14 protein-coding genes, 1 pseudogene and 1 riboswitch are annotated in these 19,130 nt (G+C 69.7%); of the genes and pseudogenes, 6 read left to right on the forward strand and 9 right to left on the reverse strand.

Going from position 1 to position 19,130, the window contains the following annotated elements; genetic code table 11:
* Nucleotides 1-206: 206 nt before the first annotated feature.
* Together ACHMXE_RS08215 and ACHMXE_RS08220 are read right to left on the reverse strand one after the other, a co-directional pair.
* A pseudogene (locus tag ACHMXE_RS08215) lies at nucleotides 207-2,363 on the reverse strand (TonB-dependent receptor); the annotation flags it as partial.
* Nucleotides 2,325-2,551, reverse strand: a riboswitch (cobalamin riboswitch). It overlaps the preceding pseudogene by 39 nt.
* A gap of 91 nt (nucleotides 2,552-2,642) precedes the next feature.
* Entirely contained in the window at nucleotides 2,643-4,874 is a 2,232-nt protein-coding gene (locus ACHMXE_RS08220; protein WP_395345483.1) for an ATP-binding protein, read from the reverse strand.
* A gap of 194 nt (nucleotides 4,875-5,068) precedes the next feature.
* Between ACHMXE_RS08220 and ACHMXE_RS08225 the strand changes: the two genes are divergently transcribed.
* On the forward strand, nucleotides 5,069-5,674 hold the full coding sequence (locus tag ACHMXE_RS08225) for a trans-aconitate 2-methyltransferase (protein WP_203207915.1): 606 nt from the start codon (nucleotides 5,069-5,071) through the stop codon (nucleotides 5,672-5,674).
* Nucleotides 5,675-5,690: 16 nt separating this feature from the next.
* Here the strand turns inward: ACHMXE_RS08225 and ACHMXE_RS08230 are convergent, their stop codons facing one another.
* Entirely contained in the window at nucleotides 5,691-6,485 is a 795-nt protein-coding gene (locus tag ACHMXE_RS08230; protein ID WP_395345487.1) for an AraC family transcriptional regulator, read from the reverse strand.
* Nucleotides 6,486-6,629: 144 nt separating this feature from the next.
* On the opposite strand from ACHMXE_RS08230, the gene ACHMXE_RS08235 reads away from it, so the two are divergent.
* From ACHMXE_RS08235 to ACHMXE_RS08255, 5 genes are all read left to right on the forward strand, one after another.
* Nucleotides 6,630-7,865 carry an MFS transporter gene (locus ACHMXE_RS08235; RefSeq protein WP_209546983.1) on the forward strand — a complete coding sequence of 412 codons (1,236 nt, stop codon included), beginning with the start codon at nucleotides 6,630-6,632 and terminating at the stop codon, nucleotides 7,863-7,865.
* A gap of 18 nt (nucleotides 7,866-7,883) precedes the next feature.
* The gene (locus ACHMXE_RS08240; RefSeq protein ID WP_395345490.1) at nucleotides 7,884-9,512 is read left to right on the forward strand and encodes a thiamine pyrophosphate-binding protein; all 1,629 of its coding nucleotides are present in this window, start codon (nucleotides 7,884-7,886) and stop codon (nucleotides 9,510-9,512) included.
* 169 nt (nucleotides 9,513-9,681) lie between these two features.
* Nucleotides 9,682-11,145 (forward strand): tannase/feruloyl esterase family alpha/beta hydrolase, encoded by a 1,464-nt coding sequence (locus tag ACHMXE_RS08245; RefSeq protein WP_395345493.1) that lies wholly within the window; start codon nucleotides 9,682-9,684, stop codon nucleotides 11,143-11,145.
* 337 nt (nucleotides 11,146-11,482) lie between these two features.
* Nucleotides 11,483-12,034, forward strand: coding sequence for a type IV toxin-antitoxin system AbiEi family antitoxin domain-containing protein (locus ACHMXE_RS08250; RefSeq protein ID WP_395347331.1), 552 nt, complete (start codon nucleotides 11,483-11,485; stop codon nucleotides 12,032-12,034).
* Nucleotides 12,031-12,897, forward strand: coding sequence for a nucleotidyl transferase AbiEii/AbiGii toxin family protein (locus ACHMXE_RS08255; protein WP_057589715.1), 867 nt, complete (start codon nucleotides 12,031-12,033; stop codon nucleotides 12,895-12,897). Before ACHMXE_RS08250 ends, ACHMXE_RS08255 begins: the two co-directional genes overlap by 4 nt.
* A 284-nt stretch (nucleotides 12,898-13,181) precedes the next feature.
* On the opposite strand, the gene ACHMXE_RS08260 is transcribed toward ACHMXE_RS08255, so the two are convergent.
* The 6 genes from ACHMXE_RS08260 to ACHMXE_RS08285 form a co-directional block, all read right to left on the reverse strand.
* The gene (locus ACHMXE_RS08260) at nucleotides 13,182-13,892 is read right to left on the reverse strand and encodes a 4-carboxy-4-hydroxy-2-oxoadipate aldolase/oxaloacetate decarboxylase (protein ID WP_395345496.1); all 711 of its coding nucleotides are present in this window, start codon (nucleotides 13,890-13,892) and stop codon (nucleotides 13,182-13,184) included.
* A gap of 13 nt (nucleotides 13,893-13,905) precedes the next feature.
* Entirely contained in the window at nucleotides 13,906-14,799 is an 894-nt protein-coding gene (locus ACHMXE_RS08265; RefSeq protein ID WP_395345499.1) for a TauD/TfdA dioxygenase family protein, read from the reverse strand.
* Nucleotides 14,800-14,852: 53 nt separating this feature from the next.
* Complete coding sequence (locus ACHMXE_RS08270) at nucleotides 14,853-15,821, reverse strand: Bug family tripartite tricarboxylate transporter substrate binding protein (protein WP_395345502.1); 969 nt, start codon at nucleotides 15,819-15,821, stop codon at nucleotides 14,853-14,855.
* Nucleotides 15,822-15,832: 11 nt separating this feature from the next.
* Nucleotides 15,833-17,083 (reverse strand): alpha-hydroxy acid oxidase, encoded by a 1,251-nt coding sequence (locus tag ACHMXE_RS08275; protein WP_395345505.1) that lies wholly within the window; start codon nucleotides 17,081-17,083, stop codon nucleotides 15,833-15,835.
* Nucleotides 17,084-17,198: 115 nt separating this feature from the next.
* Complete coding sequence (locus tag ACHMXE_RS08280) at nucleotides 17,199-18,038, reverse strand: IclR family transcriptional regulator (RefSeq protein ID WP_281081728.1); 840 nt, start codon at nucleotides 18,036-18,038, stop codon at nucleotides 17,199-17,201.
* A gap of 87 nt (nucleotides 18,039-18,125) precedes the next feature.
* The gene (locus ACHMXE_RS08285) at nucleotides 18,126-19,124 is read right to left on the reverse strand and encodes an HpcH/HpaI aldolase/citrate lyase family protein (protein ID WP_395345508.1); all 999 of its coding nucleotides are present in this window, start codon (nucleotides 19,122-19,124) and stop codon (nucleotides 18,126-18,128) included.
* Nucleotides 19,125-19,130 lie beyond the last annotated feature (6 nt).

Raw genomic sequence — 19,130 nt, forward strand, 5'->3', positions numbered from 1 at the left:
GCCGTCATGCACACCATGCCGAGGATCGCGTCGCGCCGGTTCACGCTCAGAAGGTGTAGCGCGCGCGGGCGAACACCGTCCTCGGCGCACCGGCGTTGCCGGCTTCCCTGTGCCGACAGGTCGTCGGCGATGTAGTACTTGTTCGTCAGGTTGTTCACCCCGGCCTGCAGTGTGAGCGAAGGATTGACGCGATAGGCCACGGCGACGTTGAGCAGCAGGTAGCCGGGCAGCTTCTGCGGATTGACCGCATTGTCGCGGAGGTAGCGGCTGCCGACGTAGCTCGCGGTGCCGGTCACGGCCCAGGCGCCGTGCGCATAGGTCAGGCCCGCGCCCGCGATGTTGTGGGCCGACATGCGCACGCGGTAGCCGCCGAAGTTGGTGCTGCGCGCACCGCTGTCGGTGTAGGTCTGGAAGTCCTTGAGCCGCGCGTCCTGCCAGGTGTAGTGCAGGTAGCCGTTCCAGCGCGGCGTGAGCTGGAACTGCAACTGGGTTTCGATGCCCTTGGTGCGCGAGGTCGCGTTGCTGAAGACGAAGGAGTCGGGGCCATTGCGGTAGGAGCGCTGGCCGTCGATCTTCTCGGCCTCGAACAGGCTGAGCTGGTAGCTCCAGCGGTCGTCCGCCGCGCGGCCCTTCACGCCCACTTCCTTGCTGCGCGTGATCTCGGGCCGCAGGATGTCGGGCACGATCACGCCGCCGCGCGTGTTGAGCGCCACCGCCTGCGGCCGGAAGCCTTCGCTCCAGTTTGCGAACACGGCGTGCGAGGAGGCATCGCCCTGCAGGAACAGCCAGTCCACGCCGGCGCGCGGGCTGGTGTGGCTGCCTTGCTGCGCCGAGATCACCTGCGTGCCCGTGCGGCCCAGCGTCTGCTCGAAGCGGTCGTGGCGCACGCCCAGCGTGAAGCCGACCGGGCCGTACTCGAAGCGGTCCTGCAGGTAGACGCTGCGCACCTCCTGGTCGAAGCGCGAGGAGGTGATGCTGCCGCGCACGCCGCGCGGATCGTTGCGCACGTTGCTCACGGGGATGTCGTAGAACGGCCCGCGGTAGGTGGGCGCGTTGCTGAAGCTCGGCGAGTCGAGGCCCTGCCAGCCGCGCTCGAGATTGAAGCCGGCCTGGAACTCGTTGCTCCAGCCCTTGCCCGCCATCAGGTGCGTGGCCGCGAGCTCGTGGTAGACGCCGCGGTCGGCGGTGTAGCTCTCGGAATAGCCCTTGCTCACGGCCGCGGGCGGCGGAACGATGGTGATGCCGCCGGCGAAGAAGCGGTTGTAGCGCGCGAAGCTGCTCAGGTGGTTGATCGACCAGCCGGCGCCGAGCTCGAAGCGGTTCTTCCACGAGAACGACTGGTAGTCGCCCGTGACGTAGGAGTCGGGAATGCCGTAGTTGTCGCGCGAGGTGATGCCGAAGATCGGCTTGCCGTTGACCAGCGGCACGATCGAGCCGCGGTCGCCGCGCACGCGCGTGTCGTAGAGCTGGAAGCCGGTGGTCCAGTCGCGCGTGACGGCGAAGTCGCCGCCCACCAGCAGGGCCGACTGTGCGCGGCCGGCATCGCGCTGGAAGCCGTTGTAGTCGCTGTTGGCCACGCCCACGTAGAGATTGCCGCGCTCGAAGTCCCAGCGGTAGCGCAGGCTGCCGTCGAGGCGGCCGTGGCTGCCGATGGTGGCCGTGAGGCTGCCGCCCGCGCGCTCGGGCTTCATGAAGAACTGCGCCACGCCGCCGATCGCGTTCTTGCCGTAGAGCGCCGAGGCCGGGCCCTTGATGAACTCGAGCCGGTCCACCAGGTCGGGCGCGATCAGCGTGATGTCGGCATTGCCCTGCAGCAGGCGCAGCGGCACGCCGTCCATCAGCACCAGCACGTCCTGCGTGTCGCGCAGGCCGCGGGTCTCGAAGCGCGAGTAGTAGTTGCCCTGCGTGCCGTACTGCAGGCCCGGCACGCTGCGCAGCGTGTCCTCGAGCGTGACGGCGCCCACCGCGTCGAGCTGCGCGCGTTCGACCGAATAGGTGGCGAAGGGCAGCCGCAGCGTGTCGGCCTCCTGGCGCGTGGCGGTGGAGATGGTCTTGCGGTCGCTGACGGTGGTGGGCGGCAGCGAGCCCTCGGCGTCCTGCGCCGAGGCGACCGAGGCGAGCAGCATGACGCCGGATCCGATGAGGGCTTGGTGGGGTCTGACGCGGCCGCGCCGGGAGAAGTTGCGCACGAGGGTTTCCTTCGGGCCCGCGCTCCCGCGGGCCATGAGAACAACCGGACGCCGAGGGGACCCGCCAGCGACCGGCCCCGCGCCCATGCGTGACCGATACGGCTTGCCTGCACTCCCGCAGCGACCGAACGAGGCGAAGGCCGGTATCCGGGCTTGCGGAGCGCAGCGGTGCATCGGGAGATGCGCCGTTGCCGCGATCCTCGCCTTCCCATGCCGGGGCACAGTGGCTGCGATGCCCGCGAGGGCATCGGCCGTGAGGACCGCGAATCCGCCGACCGTTGCGGGGGCAGCGCAGGACTGGGGTCCGGAGGACCCGTCACCTGCTTCCCGTTTAACGCCGGTCCTGCAACCGGCGCACCTTCGCGCGCGCCGGCTTGGGTGATGCTTTCGTTTGCATCGGCCGGCGGGGCGAGATTATAGGAGCGGCTTGCGCGCCGTCGGGCGCGAGAAAGCTCAGGGCGCGGGCGCGGGAACCTGGGGCAGCCGCACGGTGAACACCACGTAGCCGTCGACATGCGCATAGCCGATGCTGCCGCGGTGCGAGCGCACGATGGCTTGCGCGATGTGCAGCCCCAGGCCCAGTCCGCCCTTGTTGCGCTCGTTGGGCACGCTGCGCTGCTTGAAGGCGCTGAACAAGTCGGGCACCAGCGCGGCGTCGATCGGCGGTGCGCGGTTGGCCACGCTGAACACCACGTGCGCGTCGACCTGTTCGAGCCGCAGGCGCACCGCCTCGCCGGGCAGGCCGTGGTGGCGCGCATTGCTCACCAGGTTGCCGACCAGCTGCGCCATGCGGTCGGGGTCGGCCAGCACGGGCAGCGTCTTGGGTGCCTCGAGCTCGAGCTGCGAACCGGGGTAGGCGGTGCGCGACTCGTCGACCGCGTCCTCCAGCAGCCGCGCCAGGTCGATCTGCACCGGCACCATCTGCAGGCCCATGCCGCTTTGCAGCCGCGAGGCATCGAGCACCTGGCCGATCAGCCGCGCCATGCGGCTGCTCGAGGTCTGGATGCGCTGGCCCAGCCGCGCGCCGGCGTTGCTGCCGTCGGGCAGGCTGCGTTCGAGCAGCTTGGCGGCCATCGTGATCGACTGCAGCGGGTCGCGCAGGTCGTGGCCCAGCACGGCCAGCAGCTCGGTGCGGGCCTTGTAGGTGTCGGCCAGCCGCGCCGCGCTGGCGCGGATCAGCTCGTCGCGCAGCTGGCGCGCGAAGTCGAGATCGTTGGCGCCCCAGGGCACGCTGGTGTCGCGCACCGTCTGTTTCCAGACGTCGAAGGAGCCGCGCGGCGTGAGCCGGGGCCCGTGCGGGCCGCTCACGTAGTGCTTCTCGGGCTTGCCGCCCCAGTTGATGGTCTCGATCTGTTCCTTGCGCGCGAGCACCAGCCAGCCGTTGTCGATCGCGTCGAAGCGCAGCGCGAGAAAGCCGCACCACACGCCGGCCAGCGAGCGCAGGTTCTCGGGCAGTTGCTCGCGCGTGTGCAGCGCCACGATCTGGTCGCCGTTCGTCGAGGCGGTGAGCCACTGCATCAGCGCCGCCGCGGCCTCGCGGGGCATGTCGCCGTCCACGTGCAGCCGCGACTGCTCGGCGATGACCGCCGCCTGCGCGTCGAAGGCGTCGGCCAGCGGGCGCGCCAGGCCGATCAGCGCGCTGAAGGTGTCCTCGGCATGCAGCACCGCCTCGATCAGCGAGCCGCGCAGCTGCGCCGCGCTCGAGGCCCGGCCCGCCTGCTCGCGCGCCAGCAGGCTCTGCACGTTCGAGGCCAGCACCTGCGCGAGCACGTCGCAGGCCATGCGGATGGCGTAGGGCACCTGGTGGGCGCTGCGGTGGTGGCAGGCCAGCATGCCCCAGAGCTGACCGTTGATGACGATCGAGATGCTCATCGACGCGCCCACGCCCATGTTGCGCAGGTACTCGATGTGGATCGGCGACACGCTGCGCAGCGTGCAGTGGCTCATGTCCAGCGGCGGCAGCTGCGGGTCGGCCACGTCGAGCCCGACCGGCGTCGACTGCACGTCGGCGATCAGGCGCAGGGTGTTGATCACGTAGAGCCGGCGCGCCTGCGCCGGGATGTCGCTGGCCGGATAGCGACGGCCCACGAAGGGCTCGAGCGCCTCGTGGCGGCGCTCGGCCACCACCTCGCCGCTGTCGTCGTGGCGAAAGCGGTAGGCCATCACGCGGTCGAAGCCCGTGAGCTGCCGCACGACTTCTACCGAGAGATTGAGCAGGCCGTCGATCGAGCCCTGGCGCTTGAGCCGGTCCATCGCGCGGTGCGCCTTGAGCGCGAAGTCCGACACCGCGTCCGCCGTGGCGTCGCGCGCCTCGAACTCGGCCACCAGCTCGTAGCCGATGCGGTGCAGGATCAGGTCGAAGCGGCGCTCGCCGAGACTCACCTCGAGGTTGATCGGCGACCCCTCGTCGGTATCGACCGCCACCCCGTTGGCCTCGTGCAGCGCCTCGTGCACCAGCGCGTCGCCCATGAAATGGTCGGCCGCAAGGCGCTCGCCCAGGGCGGGCGCCGTGTCGCCGAGCAGCTCGCGGGCGTTCGCGCTGACGCGCGTCAGCGTGAGGGTCGAGGCATCGAACGCGAACAGCGCGCCGTGGGGCTGCACGAGGCCAGGGATGTGGATGGGCTCGCTGTCGCAGTTGGCCAGCGTGACGGGCTGCGTGGACGTGGAGTGGGGCGGCCGTTCCAAGGGGCGGTGGGCGTCTTGCGCGTGAGTGAGGTGAGGGAGCCACGGACCGCGCCGGGCGCGGGGAGGGGACATGGCATTTTGCCTGAGGCCGGGCGGGCGCCGGTCGGGCTTTACCGTGGGGCGCGGGCGGGTTCCGGGGCGAAAATGGCGCCGGGCCTCGCGAGCAGGCCCGCACTTCCTGAAAGACAACCTGCATGCAATCTGCCGACGCGGCGACCTTCGACGAGGCCTACTACCGGCGCTACTACTTCGACAAGAAAACGAAGGTGGTCGACCCGCAGCACGCCGAGCGCCTCGCGGCCTTCGTCTGTTCGTACCTCAAGTACCTGCGCGTGCCCGTGCGGCGCGTGCTCGACATGGGCTGCGGCATCGGCCACTGGCGCGATGCCATCGCGTTGCATTTTCCGAAGGCCAGCTACCACGGCGTCGAGTTCAGCGAGTACCTGTGCGAGCGCTACGGCTGGGAGCGGGGCTCGGTGGTCGACTATCGCGCGAGGGAGCGCTTCGACCTCGTGATCTGCCAGGGCGTGCTGGCCTACCTCGAACCCTCCGACCTCAAGCGCGCGCTGCGCAACCTGGGGTCGCTCAGCGCCGGCGCGCTCTACCTCGAGGCCGTGACGCAGGAGGACTTCGAGCAGGACGTGGTCGACGAGGACCTCAGCGACCCGCGCCTGTTCCGCCACCGCGCGCAGGTGTACCGGCGCGGGCTGACGCGCGGCTTCAAGGAAATGGGCGGCGGCGTGTGGCTGAGCCGCCAGGCGGAGGTGCCGACCTTCGCGCTGGAGTGCGCCGACGCCTGACCCGTGGCGCGCCCGCTCAGGGCTCGGCGAAGAACTGGCTCGGCGTCTGCCCGAAGTGCTTGCGGAACATGGTCGCGAAGGCCCCGGGACTGTCGTAGCCCAGGCGCAGGGCGATGTCGATGATCTTCTCGCCGTCGGCCAGCAGCTCCAGCGCGCGCAGCAGCCGGGCCTGCTGGCGCCACTGGCCGAAGGTCATGCCGGTCTCCTTCGTGAACAGGCGCTGGATGGTCTTCACGTCGAGCGACAGCCGCCCGGCCCAGTCGGCCAGGGTGGAGGCATCTCCCAGATGCTGTTGCAGCCGTTCGCAGATGCGCAACAGCCGTGGGTCGGCGGGCATCTGCAGGTGCAGCGGCAGCACGGGCAGGCTGCGCAGCTCGTCGAGAATGAAGCGCATCAGCCGACCGTCGCGGGTGCCGGGCGCATAGGGCTGCTTCACTTCCATCGCCGCGCGGATCAGCTCGCGCAGCAGCGGCGGAATGCCCACGGCCTGGGTCGCGGTCAAGGTCTTCGGCGCCACCTCGGGCTTCACCAGCAGGCTGCGCATGTGGACCTCGCCGACGCAGCGGATCTCGTGCGCCATGCCCGCGGCCATCCAGATGGCGCGCGTGGGCGGCACCACCCAGCGGCCGGCCTCGGCCTGCACCACCATCACGCCGCGCAGGGCATAGATCAGCTGGTGCTTGGTGTGCTGGTGCGACCGGATGTGCCAGCCGGCGGGGTAGTCCGTGGCGCGACCCGCGATCGGCGAGGACTCGCCCTCGATCTCGCGCAGCACCTCGGGCAATGACTTGGGACGGCGCGGGAGGTTCATGTCCTTTTTGCGAAAGGTGTTGGTCGGTTGGCGCAAGACAGGCGAGGCGCATCCTCCCATAATTCCGGGGCGCCGGCGGCCCGTTCCTCCCGAACTCGCGCCCCTCGTGCCGGCCGGTCCCGTCTCCCCCGTGTGAAAGTCCCCATGCCGCCCTCCGCGACCGCTTCCCTCGAATCCCAGGCCACGCCCGCTGGCGCCGCCGCCAGTCCCGCGAAGGCCAAGCCGGCCTTCGGCATCCTGGGCGCCATCAGCAGCGCGCACATGGTCAACGACATGATGCAGTCGCTGATCCTCGCGATGTACCCGATCCTCAAGGGCGCGTTCTCGCTGAGCTTCGCGCAGATCGGCCTGATCACGCTGACCTACCAGCTGACGGCCTCGCTGCTGCAGCCGCTGATCGGCCTGTTCACCGACCGGCGTCCGCAGCCCTATTCGCTGCCGATCGGCATGACGGCCACGCTCATCGGCCTGCTGCTGCTGGCCTTCGCGCCCAGCTTCGGCATCGTGCTGCTGGCCGCGGCCTTCGTCGGGCTCGGCTCGTCGATCTTCCATCCGGAGTCCTCGCGCATCGCGCGGCTCGCCTCGGGCGGTCAGCACGGGCTCGCGCAGTCGGTGTTCCAGGTCGGGGGCAACCTCGGTACGGCCATCGGGCCGCTGCTCGCGGCGGCGGTCATCGTGCCCTTCGGCCAGCACAGCGTGGCCTGGTTCGGCCTGGCCGCGCTGCTGGGCATCGGCCTGCTGCTGCAGGTGAGCCGCTGGTATGCCTTCCATCACGTCACGGCCGGCGCGCGCAAGAAGGCCGCGGTCGAGTCGCCCTATCCACGCCGCGTGGTGCTGGGCGCCATCACGGTGCTGCTGGTGCTGATCTTCTCGAAGTACTTCTACGTGGCGGGCATCAGCAGCTTCTACACCTTCTACCTGATGGACCGCTTCGGCCTCACGGTGCAGAGCGCGCAGCTGCACCTGTTCTTTTTCCTGTTCGCCTCGGCCGTGGGCACGGTGCTCGGCGGGCCGGTCGGCGACCGTATCGGCCGCAAGCCGGTGATCTGGGTGTCGATCCTGGGCGTGGCGCCGTTCGCGCTGCTGCTGCCGCACGCGGACCTGTTCTGGACCACCACGCTGACCATCGTGATCGGGCTGGTGCTGTCCTCGGCCTTCTCGGCCATCCTCGTCTACGCGCAGGAGCTGATGCCGGGCAAGGTCGGCATGGTCTCGGGGCTGTTCTTCGGCTTCGCCTTCGGCATGGGCGGCCTGGGCGCCGCGGTGCTGGGCCTGCTGGCCGACCACACCAGCATCGCCTTCGTCTACCAGGCGATCGCCTACCTGCCGCTGCTCGGCGTGGTCGCGGCGCTGTTGCCCGGAAAATCGCGCAAGTCCTAGTTCCCCCTTGTACGCCGCATGCACTCCACCCGAACCTTTCGCGGCGCCGATGCGCTGATCGAATGCCTGCGCGCGGCCCGCGTCGCGCGCATCTTCACCCTCTCGGGCAACCACGTCATGCCGTTGTTCGACGCGGCCTTCGGCTCGGGCATCGAACTCGTGCACGTGCGCCACGAGGCCAGCACCGTGCACATGGCCGATGCCTGGTCGCGGGTGTCGGGCGAGGTCGGCATCGCGCTCGTCACCGGCGGTCCCGGCCATGCGAACGCCGTGGCCGCGCTCTACACCGCGCAGATGGCCGAGGCGCCGGTGGTGCTGCTGTCGGGCCATGCGCCCAACGAGCAGCTGGGCCAGGGCGCGTTCCAGGAGATGCGCCAGGCCGACATGGCCGAGCCGGTCTGCAAGGCCGCGTGGCGCTGCGCCAGTGCCGACGCGGTGGCGGGCGATGTCGCCAAGGCCATCCGTATCGCGAAGTCGGGGCGGCCCGGCCCGGTGCACCTGAGCCTGCCGAGCGACGTGCTCGAGGGCGCGGCCACCGTGCCCGCTTTCGGCCCGGAAGCCTTCGCGCCCGAGCCGCGGCTGCTCGACCCGGCGCTCGCGACCGAGCTGGCCCGGCAGCTGGCCGAGGCCGAGCGTCCGCTGATCCTCGCGGGCCCCTCCTGCCTCACGCGCGATGGGCGCGCGCTGATCGCCGCGCTGGAGCAGGCCACGGGCGTGCCGGTCGCCGGCATGGAGAGCCCGCGCGGCATCGGCGATGCGAGCCTCGGCGCCTTCGCGCAGCTGCTGGCGCGCGCGGACTGCGTGCTGCTGCTGGGCAAGCGACTGGACTTCACGCTGAAGTTCGGCACTGCGTTGGCCGCCGATGCGAAGGTCTACCAGATCGATCCCGATGCCGATGAACTCGCGCGCAGCCGCCGTGCCCTCGGCGAGCGCCTGCGCACCGAAGCGCAGGCCGATGCCTGGCCGGCGATGCGGGCGCTGACAGCGGCCGCGGCTGGCGCCAGGGATCCGTCGTGGCTGCGGGAAGCGCATGCATGGCTGGCCTACCGCCCCGCCGCCTGGGACGACGCGCGCGCCTCGCTGCCGCAGCGTCTGCATCCGGTGCAGATGCTGCGCCCGCTGCAAGCCTTGCTCGACAGCCATCCCGAGTCGGTGCTGGTCTGCGATGGCGGCGAGATCGGCCAGTGGGCCATGGCCTGCCTGAGCGCGCCGCACCGCGTCAACAACGGCGTGGCGGGCGCGATCGGCGCCGGACTCGCCTATGCGCTCGGCGCGCGCTGCGCGCAACCCGAGGCGCCGGTGATCGCCGTCATGGGCGACGGCACCGTGGGCTTCCACATCGCCGAGTTCGACACCGCCATCCGGCACCGCCTGCCCTTCGTGGCCGTGGTGGGCAACGATGCGCGCTGGAACGCCGAATACCAGATCCAGCTGCGCGACTACGGGCCCGAGCGGCTGATCGGCTGCGAGCTGCAGCCCACGCGCTACGACGCGGTGGCGCAGGCCTTCGGCGCGCACGGCGAACTCGTCACCGAGGCCGATGCACTGCCCGACGCGGCACGGCGCGCGCTCGCCAGCGGCAAGCCCGCCTGCCTCAACGTGATGATCGAGGGATTGCCCGCGCCGCAGATCCGGCGCGAGGCTTGAGGCGTCGCGGGCCACGGGCGCCCGAAGTCATTCGATTGGCGCCGCAGGGATAGTGCGGTCCATTCCAGCGCGATCAAGAATTTCACGGCCTCTGGAAGAAGGCGTGGTCCCCGCTCCGGCTCAGGCGTGGGGTCTTGTGAATTCGAACCGATCACGTTGGAGACACATCTTGACCAAGACAGAGAACCTCGCGCGGTGCATCCGCTCGCTGCTCGTGGCGCTGGCCTGCGGCGCACTCGCCTCGTGGGCCCAGGCGGCCAACGACATTTCCAACACCCTCGTGCGCACCTGCTCGAACCAGCTCGATGGTTCGCAGTACGGCGACGCCGTGCTCGACGGCTTTCGCGGCAGCCGCTTTCCCTCGCCGAAGACCGGCGGCTTCAAGGTCACGTCCGTCCAGCAGGTCTGGCTCGCGCTGCCGGCCTACTGCCTGATCAAGGGCACGATCCAGCCCACCTCGCCCGGCGGCGTCGACCCGGCCGTGAAGGACCCGAGCTACCGCGTGCGCGACATCAACTATCAGATCTACATCCCGGCGCAGTGGAGCGGCAAGTTCGTGCAGCTCGGCGGCGGCGGCTTCGCCTGGAAGTCCGACGTGGTCGCCGCGGGCACGCAGACCAGCCAGCAGTTCGCGCTGCCGCTGCAGGGCATGGCGCTGGCCAACTATGCCGTGGTGCTCAGCGACGCGGGTGCCGACGGCTCGAACGGCGCCTTCGATCCCTACTTCGTGCGCCCGGGCCGCAAGCTCTCCGATGTCGCGAGGCAGGAGATGGTGAAGAACTTCGGGCAGGACTCGATCAAGAAATCGCTCGACGTCGGCCTGTACCTGCTCAAGAAGCTCACCGGTGCCGCGCCCACCGACACCTACTTCGTCGGCATCTCCACCGGCGGACGGCAGGCGCTCAAGGCCATCGCCAACTGGCCCGACGCGTATGACGGTGTCGTCGCGGGCGCGCCGCCGGTCGACGAGACCAACCTGCTGAAGACCCTGCAGGTGCCCGACACCGTCAATGACTGGACGACCAACTGGGCCAGCGCCTCGGCCATGCTCACCAGCCTGTTCGGCCAGGACGTGTCGCCCCAGACCCTGAGCGACGGCCTGGGCGCGACCTCACGCTACCTGGCCGACGTCGCGATCGAATCGGGCGCCGACTACGACGGCTACCACCGGCTGCTCGACCAGCTGGCCCCGGTGTGGAACGTGCGGCCCGACGAGCTCGTGCCCTTCCTGCGGATGTCGGCGCGGCAGAAGCGGGATGGCGGCAAGGGCAAAAAGATCGTGATCTACCAGGGCACCTCCGACTTCCTCGTGCCCTGCACGCAGGCCGGCGAATTCGTCAGGCAGCTGAACGGCCTGCCCGCGGGCGGACAGGTCGCGGCCGGCGACGTCCGCAACACCGTGCGCGCCTATTTCGTCGAGGACTACAGCCACGGCTTCTACAACACGAATGCCGTGCTCAAGCGGCTCGGCCTCACGCCCCTGCAGCTGAACTGGAACGCGCTGGCCGATCTCGACCGCTGGGTGCACGACGACCAGGCGCGGGGTGGTGCGCCTTCGCTGGCGCGCAATGCCTCGGGGGAGATTCCGACGGCGCAGGATTTGATTGCTTGGAGGTGTGTCGCGGCGCCCTGAGGGGCGACACCGGTCGGGCACAGCGCTCAGCACCGTGGCGGCGCGAGCGCCTCGAACTCCGACTGGATGCGGCAGGCGAGATTCACGAGCGCCGCGCTGCGCCGCAGCAGCAACTGCCCGGCGTCCGTCAGGCGCACTTCGCGCGTGGTCCGGGGGGCTGGACAGCGCGCTTGTTCAGGCCTCGGGCACGGTCGTCCCGCACGGATCGGCAAGCTTTGTGGATGTTCCTTAATTTCGTCAAATAGTAGAAAATAACGAAAAAACGTAACATACTGCGGACACCGTGCGCCAGGACACCCACGCTCAACGAATTCTCGATCTGCTCGGGCGCAAGGGGATGCTCCGCGCCAGCGATCTGGACGCCACCGATACGCCCCGTGTGGCGCTGACGCGCATGACGGATGCAGGCCTGCTGGAGAAGGTGGGACGCGGTCTCTACCGCCTGCCCGAACCGGGAGGCTCCGAACATGAGAGCCTTGCGGCGATCGCCACCAAGGTTCCCCAGGCCGTGTTCTGCCTGCTCACCGCCCTGCAGTTCCATGAGCTCACCACGCAGCTGCCGCGCCAGGTCTGGATCGCAATGCCGCGCGGCAGCCATGTCCCGAGGATCGCCTACCCGCCGCTCAAGATGGTCCAGGTTTCCGGCGAAGCCTATTCGGCGGGCATCGAGGTAGTCGAGCGAGACCAGGTGCCACTGCGTGTCTACGGCGTGGCCAAGACCGTGGTGGATTGCTTCAAGCACCGCAACAAGATCGGCCTGGATGTGGCGCTCGAAGCCCTTCGAGATGCGCGGGCCCAGCGCAAGGCGTCGGCGGACGAGCTTTGGCACTACGCGAGGGTCTGCCGCGTCGCCAATGTGATGCGTCCCTACCTGGAGGCCATCGAGTGAGCAAGGACTTGTCGGCCTCCGTGCGAGCGCGCCTGCTCAACATCGCCAAGGCCCAGGGCGTCGACTTCAACCAGGTGCTGGTGCGCTTCGCCCTGGAACGCATGCTCTACCGCCTTGGCGAGTCGGTGCATGCCGATCGCTTCGTGCTCAAGGGCGCGCTGCTGTTCACGCTCTGGTACGACATGCCGCACCGCGCGACGCGCGATGCCGATCTGCTCGGTTTCGGTGCCAGCGATCTGGCGTCCATGGCCCAGGCCTTCCGTGATATCGCGAGCGTGCGGGTGGACGATGGCATCAGCTTCGATCCGGCTTCGATCAGGGTCTCGGAGATTCGCAAAGATGCCGGCTATGCCGGGGCGCGGGTCTTGATCGATGCCGACGTGGCGCGCGCTCGCTGCAAGACGCAGATCGACGTCGGCTTTGGCGACGCCATCACGCCAGGACCCGCCGATGCGATCTATCCCGTCCTCATCGCCGATCTGCCGGCGCCTCGCCTTCGCACTTATCCGGCCTATACCGTTGTTTCCGAGAAGCTTCATGCGATCGTCGTGCTGGGCATGACCAACAGTCGTCTCAAGGACTACCTGGACCTGATGGTCTTGCTGGAGCGCGAGGACCTGGATGACGACATGTTGGCCAATGCCATTGCCGCGACGTTCATGCGGCGCGGCATGGCGGTGCCAGGGTCGTTGCCGGTGGGCTTGAGCGATGAGTACGCAAATGATCCATCCCGACAGGCGCTATGGCACGCGTTCCTCAAGAAAAACGACATGCCATCGCGCCCCTTGGTCGACGTGGTCGTGCTGCTGCGCGGCCGGCTCGGGCCGGCCATGCGAAAAGCTGGATCGCTTCACGCTCCTTGAGCAGGGGCACGTGCCGGTCAGCTTCCACCCCGCGGCGGCGCCAGCGTCCGAGTTCGGTCATGTACTTACTGAACGAGTCTTTGGATAACTATGTCGCGCAGCGCGCGCGTGAGCTTGCCGGGCGCGCCGCGATGTCGCTTTTGCGGTGCGTCACTTTTTTGCTGCACAAGTCATGCTGCGGTGGTTTTCGCCATCCTTGGCAATCTGTCACATGGACTGCTCGCGCAGCTTGAGTCATGGCTAAGACCTGAACGCCTGGTCGCGAGCACCGGCGACGCCTTCACTCAGCGCACGTCATCGAACGCCGCATCAATCTCCTCGACGCTCATCGCCGCATAGCTCGCCGCCGAGCCGCCCAGGTCCCACACGGCCTCGCCGCGCTCGACCGCGCGCGCCATCTCCTCCTCCTTGCGCATGCGCGCGAGCGCGGCCTCGACGACCTCGCCGGCCTCGCGGCGCGGCACGCAGACCACGCCGTCGCCGTCGGCCATGACCAGGTCGCCCGGCTGCACCAGCACGCCGTCGCAGACCACGGGCGTGTTGACGAAGCCATGGCCGCACTTGTCGGGATGGATCGAGAGGACGTGGGTGGACCAGACCGGCAGGCCCAGCGCCTCCACCGTGTCGGTGTCGCGCACGCAGCCCTGCACCACCACGCCGGCGAGGCCCTTGCGCAGCGCATAGCGCGCCGCCATGTCGCCCCATTGGGCGCCCGAGGTCTCGGCGTCGCAGACCACCACCAGCACGTCGCCGGGCTGCGCGAGGTAGAGCGCGCGGTGCATCATCAGGTTGTCGCCGGGCGCGCAGAAGGCCGTGACGGCCGGGCCCGCGATGCGCGCGCCCTTCTGGATCGGCCGCATGCGGCTGGACATCAGGCCGCCGATGCCGCGCGGCGCGGCCGCCTCGTGCAGGTCGGACACCGTGGCCTCGCGCGCCTTCGCGCACAGGGCGGCTTCCACGCGATTGACGCGCAGGAAAACTCTGGAGCTGTTCACGGTCGCTCCCGGTTCAGTGCGGCACGCAGTAGGCGTCGGCCGCGAGACGGAAGGTGGTGCGCTTCATCAGCCGCGGCTGGTTGAGCTGCATCTCGTCGCGGCGGTGCATGGTGCAGCCGTTGTCCCACATCATCAGGTCGCCGTTGCGCACCTTGTGGCGGTACACGAGCTCGGCGCTGCCGCCGGCCTCGAACAGGAGCGGCAGCACGCGCGCGTTCTCGGCCTCGCTCAGGCCCTCGATCGCCACCAGCGTGGTCGGGTCGGCATAGAGCGCCTTGCGGCCGGTCAGCGGGTGCGTGAGCACCACCGGGTGGAAGGCATCGGGCAGCTTCGCCATCTCCCTGGCCTGCGCGCTTTCCTTGTCCTTGAGTTCGAGCGTGTTCATGATCGCCATGCGCTTGGCATAGCGGTAGGTGCCGGTGCGGCCGTCGATCAGCGCGCGCACGTCGGCGGGCAGCCGCTCCCAGGCGCCGTACTGGTCGGCCCAGTAGATGTCGCCGCCGCCCTTGGGCACCTCCAGGCCGTAGAGCATGGCGCCGGTGGCGGGCTTGACGCGGAAGGTCTGGTCCGAATGCCAGTCGACGTCGTCGCCGCCCGCGAAGCCACCGACGAATCGGCCGTCGGCATAGCGCAGGGTGCTGAAGTAGATGATCTCGTCGTGGTAGGGCGACTGGATGTCCTTGCGGTTGGCGCTCTCGCAGGGGCCGAACTGCTCGGTGAAGCGCACCTGGTCGGCCTCCTCGAGCGACTGGCGCGGGAACACGATCACCGGCGCGTCCTGCCACAGGCGGCGCACCTGCTCGATGGCGTCGGGGTTGGCGAGGATGTCCTCGATGCGTTCGTCGATCTCGATCACGAAGTCGGAATGCAGCGGGCGGACCTTGAGTTCTTGCGCGAGCACGGTCATGGGATGTCTCCTGGGTGCATGAAAGAAGAAAAAGGGGAAAGAGGGGCGGCGCGTCAGTCGGCCTTCATGCCGGCGCTGCGGATGATCTCGGCGTCGGTCAGGCGTTCCGAGCGCAGCCAGGCGACGAGCTGGGCGTGGTCCATCGGCGGCGCGGGCTCGAAGCCGAGCTCGTGCAGGGCCTTGGCGGTCTCGGGCAGCGCGAGGATCTTGCGCATTTCGGTGGCCAGCCGTTCGCGCACCTCCACCGGCGTGCCGCGTGGCGCCATCAGCGCGTTCCAGGCCACCACGCTGAAGCCCTCGAGGCCCTGCTCTGCCACCGGCCGGATCTCGGGCAGCGCGGTCATGGCCTTGGCCGAGGTCACGGCCAGCGGCTTGATCCTGCCGAATTGCGCGCGCGAGGCCGCCACCGTGTCGATCAGCACCGGCACCTGGTTGCCCAGCAGCGCGGTCATCGCCTCGCCCGAGCCCTTGTACTTGATCGAGAACAGCGGCACGTTCTGGCGCCGGATCATCTCGAGCACCAGCTGCGCCGTGACGCTGGGCAGCGCCACGTCGACCTTGTCGGGCCGGCTGCGCGCGAGCTTGATCAGCTCGGGCAGCGTCTGCACGCCGAGCGAGGGATGCACCGAGACCACCATCGGGATGAAGGCGGTCGCGACGATGGGATCGAAGTCCTTCTCGGCGTCGAAGCCGATGTTGTCGTAGAGCGCCGGGTTCATCGCATGCGTGCCCGAGGCGCCCATGATCAGCGTGTAGCCGTCGGGCGTGGCGCGCGCCGCATAGGCGGTGCCGATGTTGCCGAAGGCGCCGGGACGGTTCTCCACCACCACGCCCTCGTGCAGCGCGGCCGAGAGCTTGGTCGCGAAGTAGCGGGTGGCGATGTCGGTGCTCTGCCCGGGCGGGTAGGCGACCACGATCTTGATCGGCCGGTTCGGGTAGCCCTGGGCCAGTGCGCCGGCGGTCAGCGCGAATGCCAGCGGCAGTGCGGCGAGCCGCCGCGCGAGGCGCAAGAGTGAGGTCATCGCTGTCTCCTTCATGGTTGTGAGGTCGCCGCCCTGGGTGGATCGAAGGCGGTGCCGTTGGCCGCCGGCATGGCGGGCAGGGGAGGGGATGGGCTCGCGAAGGTCTCGGCGCCCGCGTCGCGAAGATGGCGCGCGTCGAGCGCGTCGAAGGAAGCGCAGCCGATCTGCGCGAGCACCATGTCGATCTCGTTGCGCACGATCTGCAGCGCCCGCGCGATGCCGCGCGCGCCGCCCGCGGCCGCACCGAACAGCGTGGGCCGGCCGAACAGTGCGAAGCGCGCGCCGAGGCAGCGCGCGATCACGATGTCGGAGCCGCGGCGCACGCCGCTGTCGAGCAGCAGCTCCACGCGCTCGCCGACCGCCGCGCGGATCGCGGGCAGCATCTCGAGCGGCGTGGGCGCCACGTCGAGCTGGCGCCCGCCATGGTTCGAGACCACGATCGCATCGACGCCGAGCGCCGCCGCCTGGCGCGCATCGTCGGGATGCAGCAGGCCCTTCACGGCGAGCGGGCCGCGCCAGTCCGCGCGGATGCGCTCGAGCGTGCGCCACGTGATCATCGGCGCGGGTGTCAGCGTGCCGTAGAGTTCGGCGACCTCGGCCGCCGAGGCGCCCGCGCGGCCATAGGGCGCCCAGTTGCTCATCATCGGAATGCCGCCGCTGCGCAGATAGCGCAGCACCCAGGCCGGATGGCCGAGCGCCTCGAGCACCACGCCGGGCGTCATCCGGAAGGGGCGCGAGAAACCGTTGCGCCGGTTGCGCTCGCGGTTGGAATTCACCGGCACGTCGACCGACACCACCAGCGTGCGCACGCCGGCGTCGCGTGCACGCTCGACGAGATCGAGGTTGATGCGCTCCTCGCGCGTGCCGTAGATCTGGAACCAGACATGCGCGGGCGCGAGCTTCGCGACCGTCTCGACCGAGGCATTGCTCGCGCTCGACAGCAGGAAGGGCACATCGGCCGCCTTGGCCGCCTGCGCGAGCAGTTCGTCGGCACCCGGATGGAACAGCCCGGCCAGCCCGGTGGGCGAGATGCCGAAGGGGCTCGCATAACGCCGGCCCAGCAGTTCGGTCGACTGGTCGCGCTGCGACACATCGACGAGGTAGCGCGGCACCAGCTGGAAGCGGCGAAAGGCCTCGCGGTTGCGCCGCATGCAGTCCTCGTCGTCCACGCCGCCGTCGATGAAATCGAAGGCGATCCGCGGCAGCTTCCGCCGTGCCATCGAGCGCAGGTCCTCGAGGTTGACCGCAGTGTCCACGTTCATCGTTTCTCGTCGTGAGTTGTCTCTGCGATCGAGAATATCGAGCGGTCTTTTCGCTGCCCATAGGGCCGGGCAGCGGAGTTTCACAGTTTGAACTTGTAGCGCCGCGCGTCGGTGCTCAAGGCTCGGCGTTCGCGCTCATGTGATCCATGTGCATGACGCCGCCGAGCAATTCGCGCGCATCCTGCTCCACCGCCGCAGCCACTTCGTCGAGCGCCGCTCGGACTTCGGCCAGCTTCGGCTCGCCGAACTGCTCGGCCAGCCCGGTGAGGCACACCGCGGCCATCGCGCGCCCGTTGTCGGCGCACACGGGCACCGCGAAGGCATGCACGCCGGTCACCACGTCGCCGAGGTTGACGCCGAAGCCATGCCGGCGCGAGCGGTCGCGCATCTTCTCGAGCGCGTCGAGGCGGCCGCTGCCGCGCTGCGCGATCTCCTGCTGCATGTTGTCGGCGAGGATGTTCTCGGTCTCGAGCGAGGGCAGGGTCTGCAGGATCGCGACGCCGCCGACCGAGGTGAACAGCGGCCGCCGCGTGCCCGCGTGCACCATCAGGCCGCGCAGCTCGAGCGAGCCCTGGCGCACCGCGCAGACGTACTCGTTGCCGCTGCGCAGGATCAGCCAGGCGATGGCCTCGGTCTGCGCCGCCAGCTTCGCCATGCGGCGCTCGCAGGCCTGCTGGAAGGCCGCGTAGCCGGGCAGCGAGAGGCCGAGCTCGTAGAGCATCGGGCCGGGGAAGTAGTGCTTGTCGGAGCTGCGCTGCTGCACGAAGCGCTCGCGCACCAGGCACGAGAGCACGCGGTGCACCGTGCCCTTGTCGACCTCGCAGCGCGCCGCGAGGTCCGACAGCCGCCAGCCGAATTCGCCGCGCGCGGCCAGTTCGCGCAGGATGCGCAGCGCACGCTCGATGCTCTGCGTGCCGTGGGAGACGGAGGGCTGGGGGCTGCGCGAACTTCTCACCGCTCGTGTTCCTTCGATGCGCCTGCGCGGCGTTCCGGGCTGGACATCGCTCGCGGCGAAGACGCGGATTATTCGCCGCGTGCCGCGTCAGCCCGCGAAGAAGCGCTCGCGCACCTGCGCGGGCAGCGCGACACCCGCGGCCTCGGCCGCGCGCAGCACGCTCCAGAAGTAGCGATAGCTCGCGCGGTCGTGCAGCTCGCCCTCGTGCCGTATCGGCCCCCACTGCGCCTCGCTCGCCGCCAGCAGGATCGCGCCGGCGCGCTCGGCCTGGCTCGCATCGGGTGCCATGGCCTCGACGATCGGCCGGATCTGATCGGGATGCACGCTCCACATGCGCAGGAAGCCGAACTCGTGGCGCGCGCGGTAGGCGTCGTTGCGCGTGGCGAGCGGATCGCGCAGCGTCAGCGACACGTTGTGCGCCGGCACGAGGCCGTTGGCGAGCGCCGCAGCCACGATGCGCGTCTTGGCGCGCACCAGCAGCGGATGCTCGAACTGGCCCGGGCTGCGCATGGCCTCGAAGCCGATCGCGCCCTGGTGGTCGCTGACGAAATCCATCAGCCCGAAGTCGAGCACCTCCAGGCCCGGCAGCGCCGCGATCTCGAACACGTCGCGCAGCGCGCCATGGGTCTCGATCAGCACATGGACCGGGAGGGCGCGCGCGAGGCCGGCCGCCGTGCGGCGCCGCTCGATGTGGTCGAGCATGGCGATGACGTCGCTAGTGCGCTGCGCCTTGGGCAGCGTGAGGTAGGCCAGCCGGTCGCCGGCCTCGCCGATGAGCGTGTCGACGTCGGCGCGCCAGAAGGCCGACGAGGCATCGTGCACGCGCGCGCCGACCCGGCCATGACGATTGGCGTCCGAGGCGATGGCGCGCGCGGCCATCTCGGCGTGCGCCTTCTCCTCGCCCGCCGCGGCGCCGTCCTCGCAGTCGCAGGTCAGGTCGAAGACCGGGCCGAGTTCGGTCTGCAGCTGCAGCGCCTTGTGGATCAGCTTCTCGCTGCCCGCGTAGTGCTCGCAGGGCGCGAGCGCGGGAACGAGCGTCTCGCCGGAGAACAGCGCGGCCGAGGGATGAACGGGCGTGGAATGCATGAGCGC

It is taken from the genome of Variovorax sp. UC122_21, from assembly GCF_044056785.1.
Classification (GTDB): Bacteria; Pseudomonadota; Gammaproteobacteria; order Burkholderiales; family Burkholderiaceae_C; genus Variovorax.

Excerpts from the sequence above, each read along its gene's own strand:
- ACHMXE_RS08225 (WP_203207915.1), top strand. The coding sequence starts at position 5,069 with ATGCAATCTGCCGACGCGGCGACCTTCGACGAGGCCTACTACCGGCGC.
- ACHMXE_RS08230 (WP_395345487.1), bottom strand. The coding sequence starts at position 6,485 with ATGAACCTCCCGCGCCGTCCCAAGTCATTGCCCGAGGTGCTGCGCGAG.
- ACHMXE_RS08235 (WP_209546983.1), top strand. The coding sequence starts at position 6,630 with ATGCCGCCCTCCGCGACCGCTTCCCTCGAATCCCAGGCCACGCCCGCT.
- ACHMXE_RS08240 (WP_395345490.1), top strand. The coding sequence starts at position 7,884 with ATGCACTCCACCCGAACCTTTCGCGGCGCCGATGCGCTGATCGAATGC.
- ACHMXE_RS08250 (WP_395347331.1), top strand. The coding sequence starts at position 11,483 with ATGCTCCGCGCCAGCGATCTGGACGCCACCGATACGCCCCGTGTGGCG.
- ACHMXE_RS08265 (WP_395345499.1), bottom strand. The coding sequence starts at position 14,799 with ATGACCGTGCTCGCGCAAGAACTCAAGGTCCGCCCGCTGCATTCCGAC.
- ACHMXE_RS08270 (WP_395345502.1), bottom strand. The coding sequence starts at position 15,821 with ATGACCTCACTCTTGCGCCTCGCGCGGCGGCTCGCCGCACTGCCGCTG.
- ACHMXE_RS08275 (WP_395345505.1), bottom strand. The coding sequence starts at position 17,083 with ATGAACGTGGACACTGCGGTCAACCTCGAGGACCTGCGCTCGATGGCA.
- ACHMXE_RS08285 (WP_395345508.1), bottom strand. The coding sequence starts at position 19,124 with ATGCATTCCACGCCCGTTCATCCCTCGGCCGCGCTGTTCTCCGGCGAG.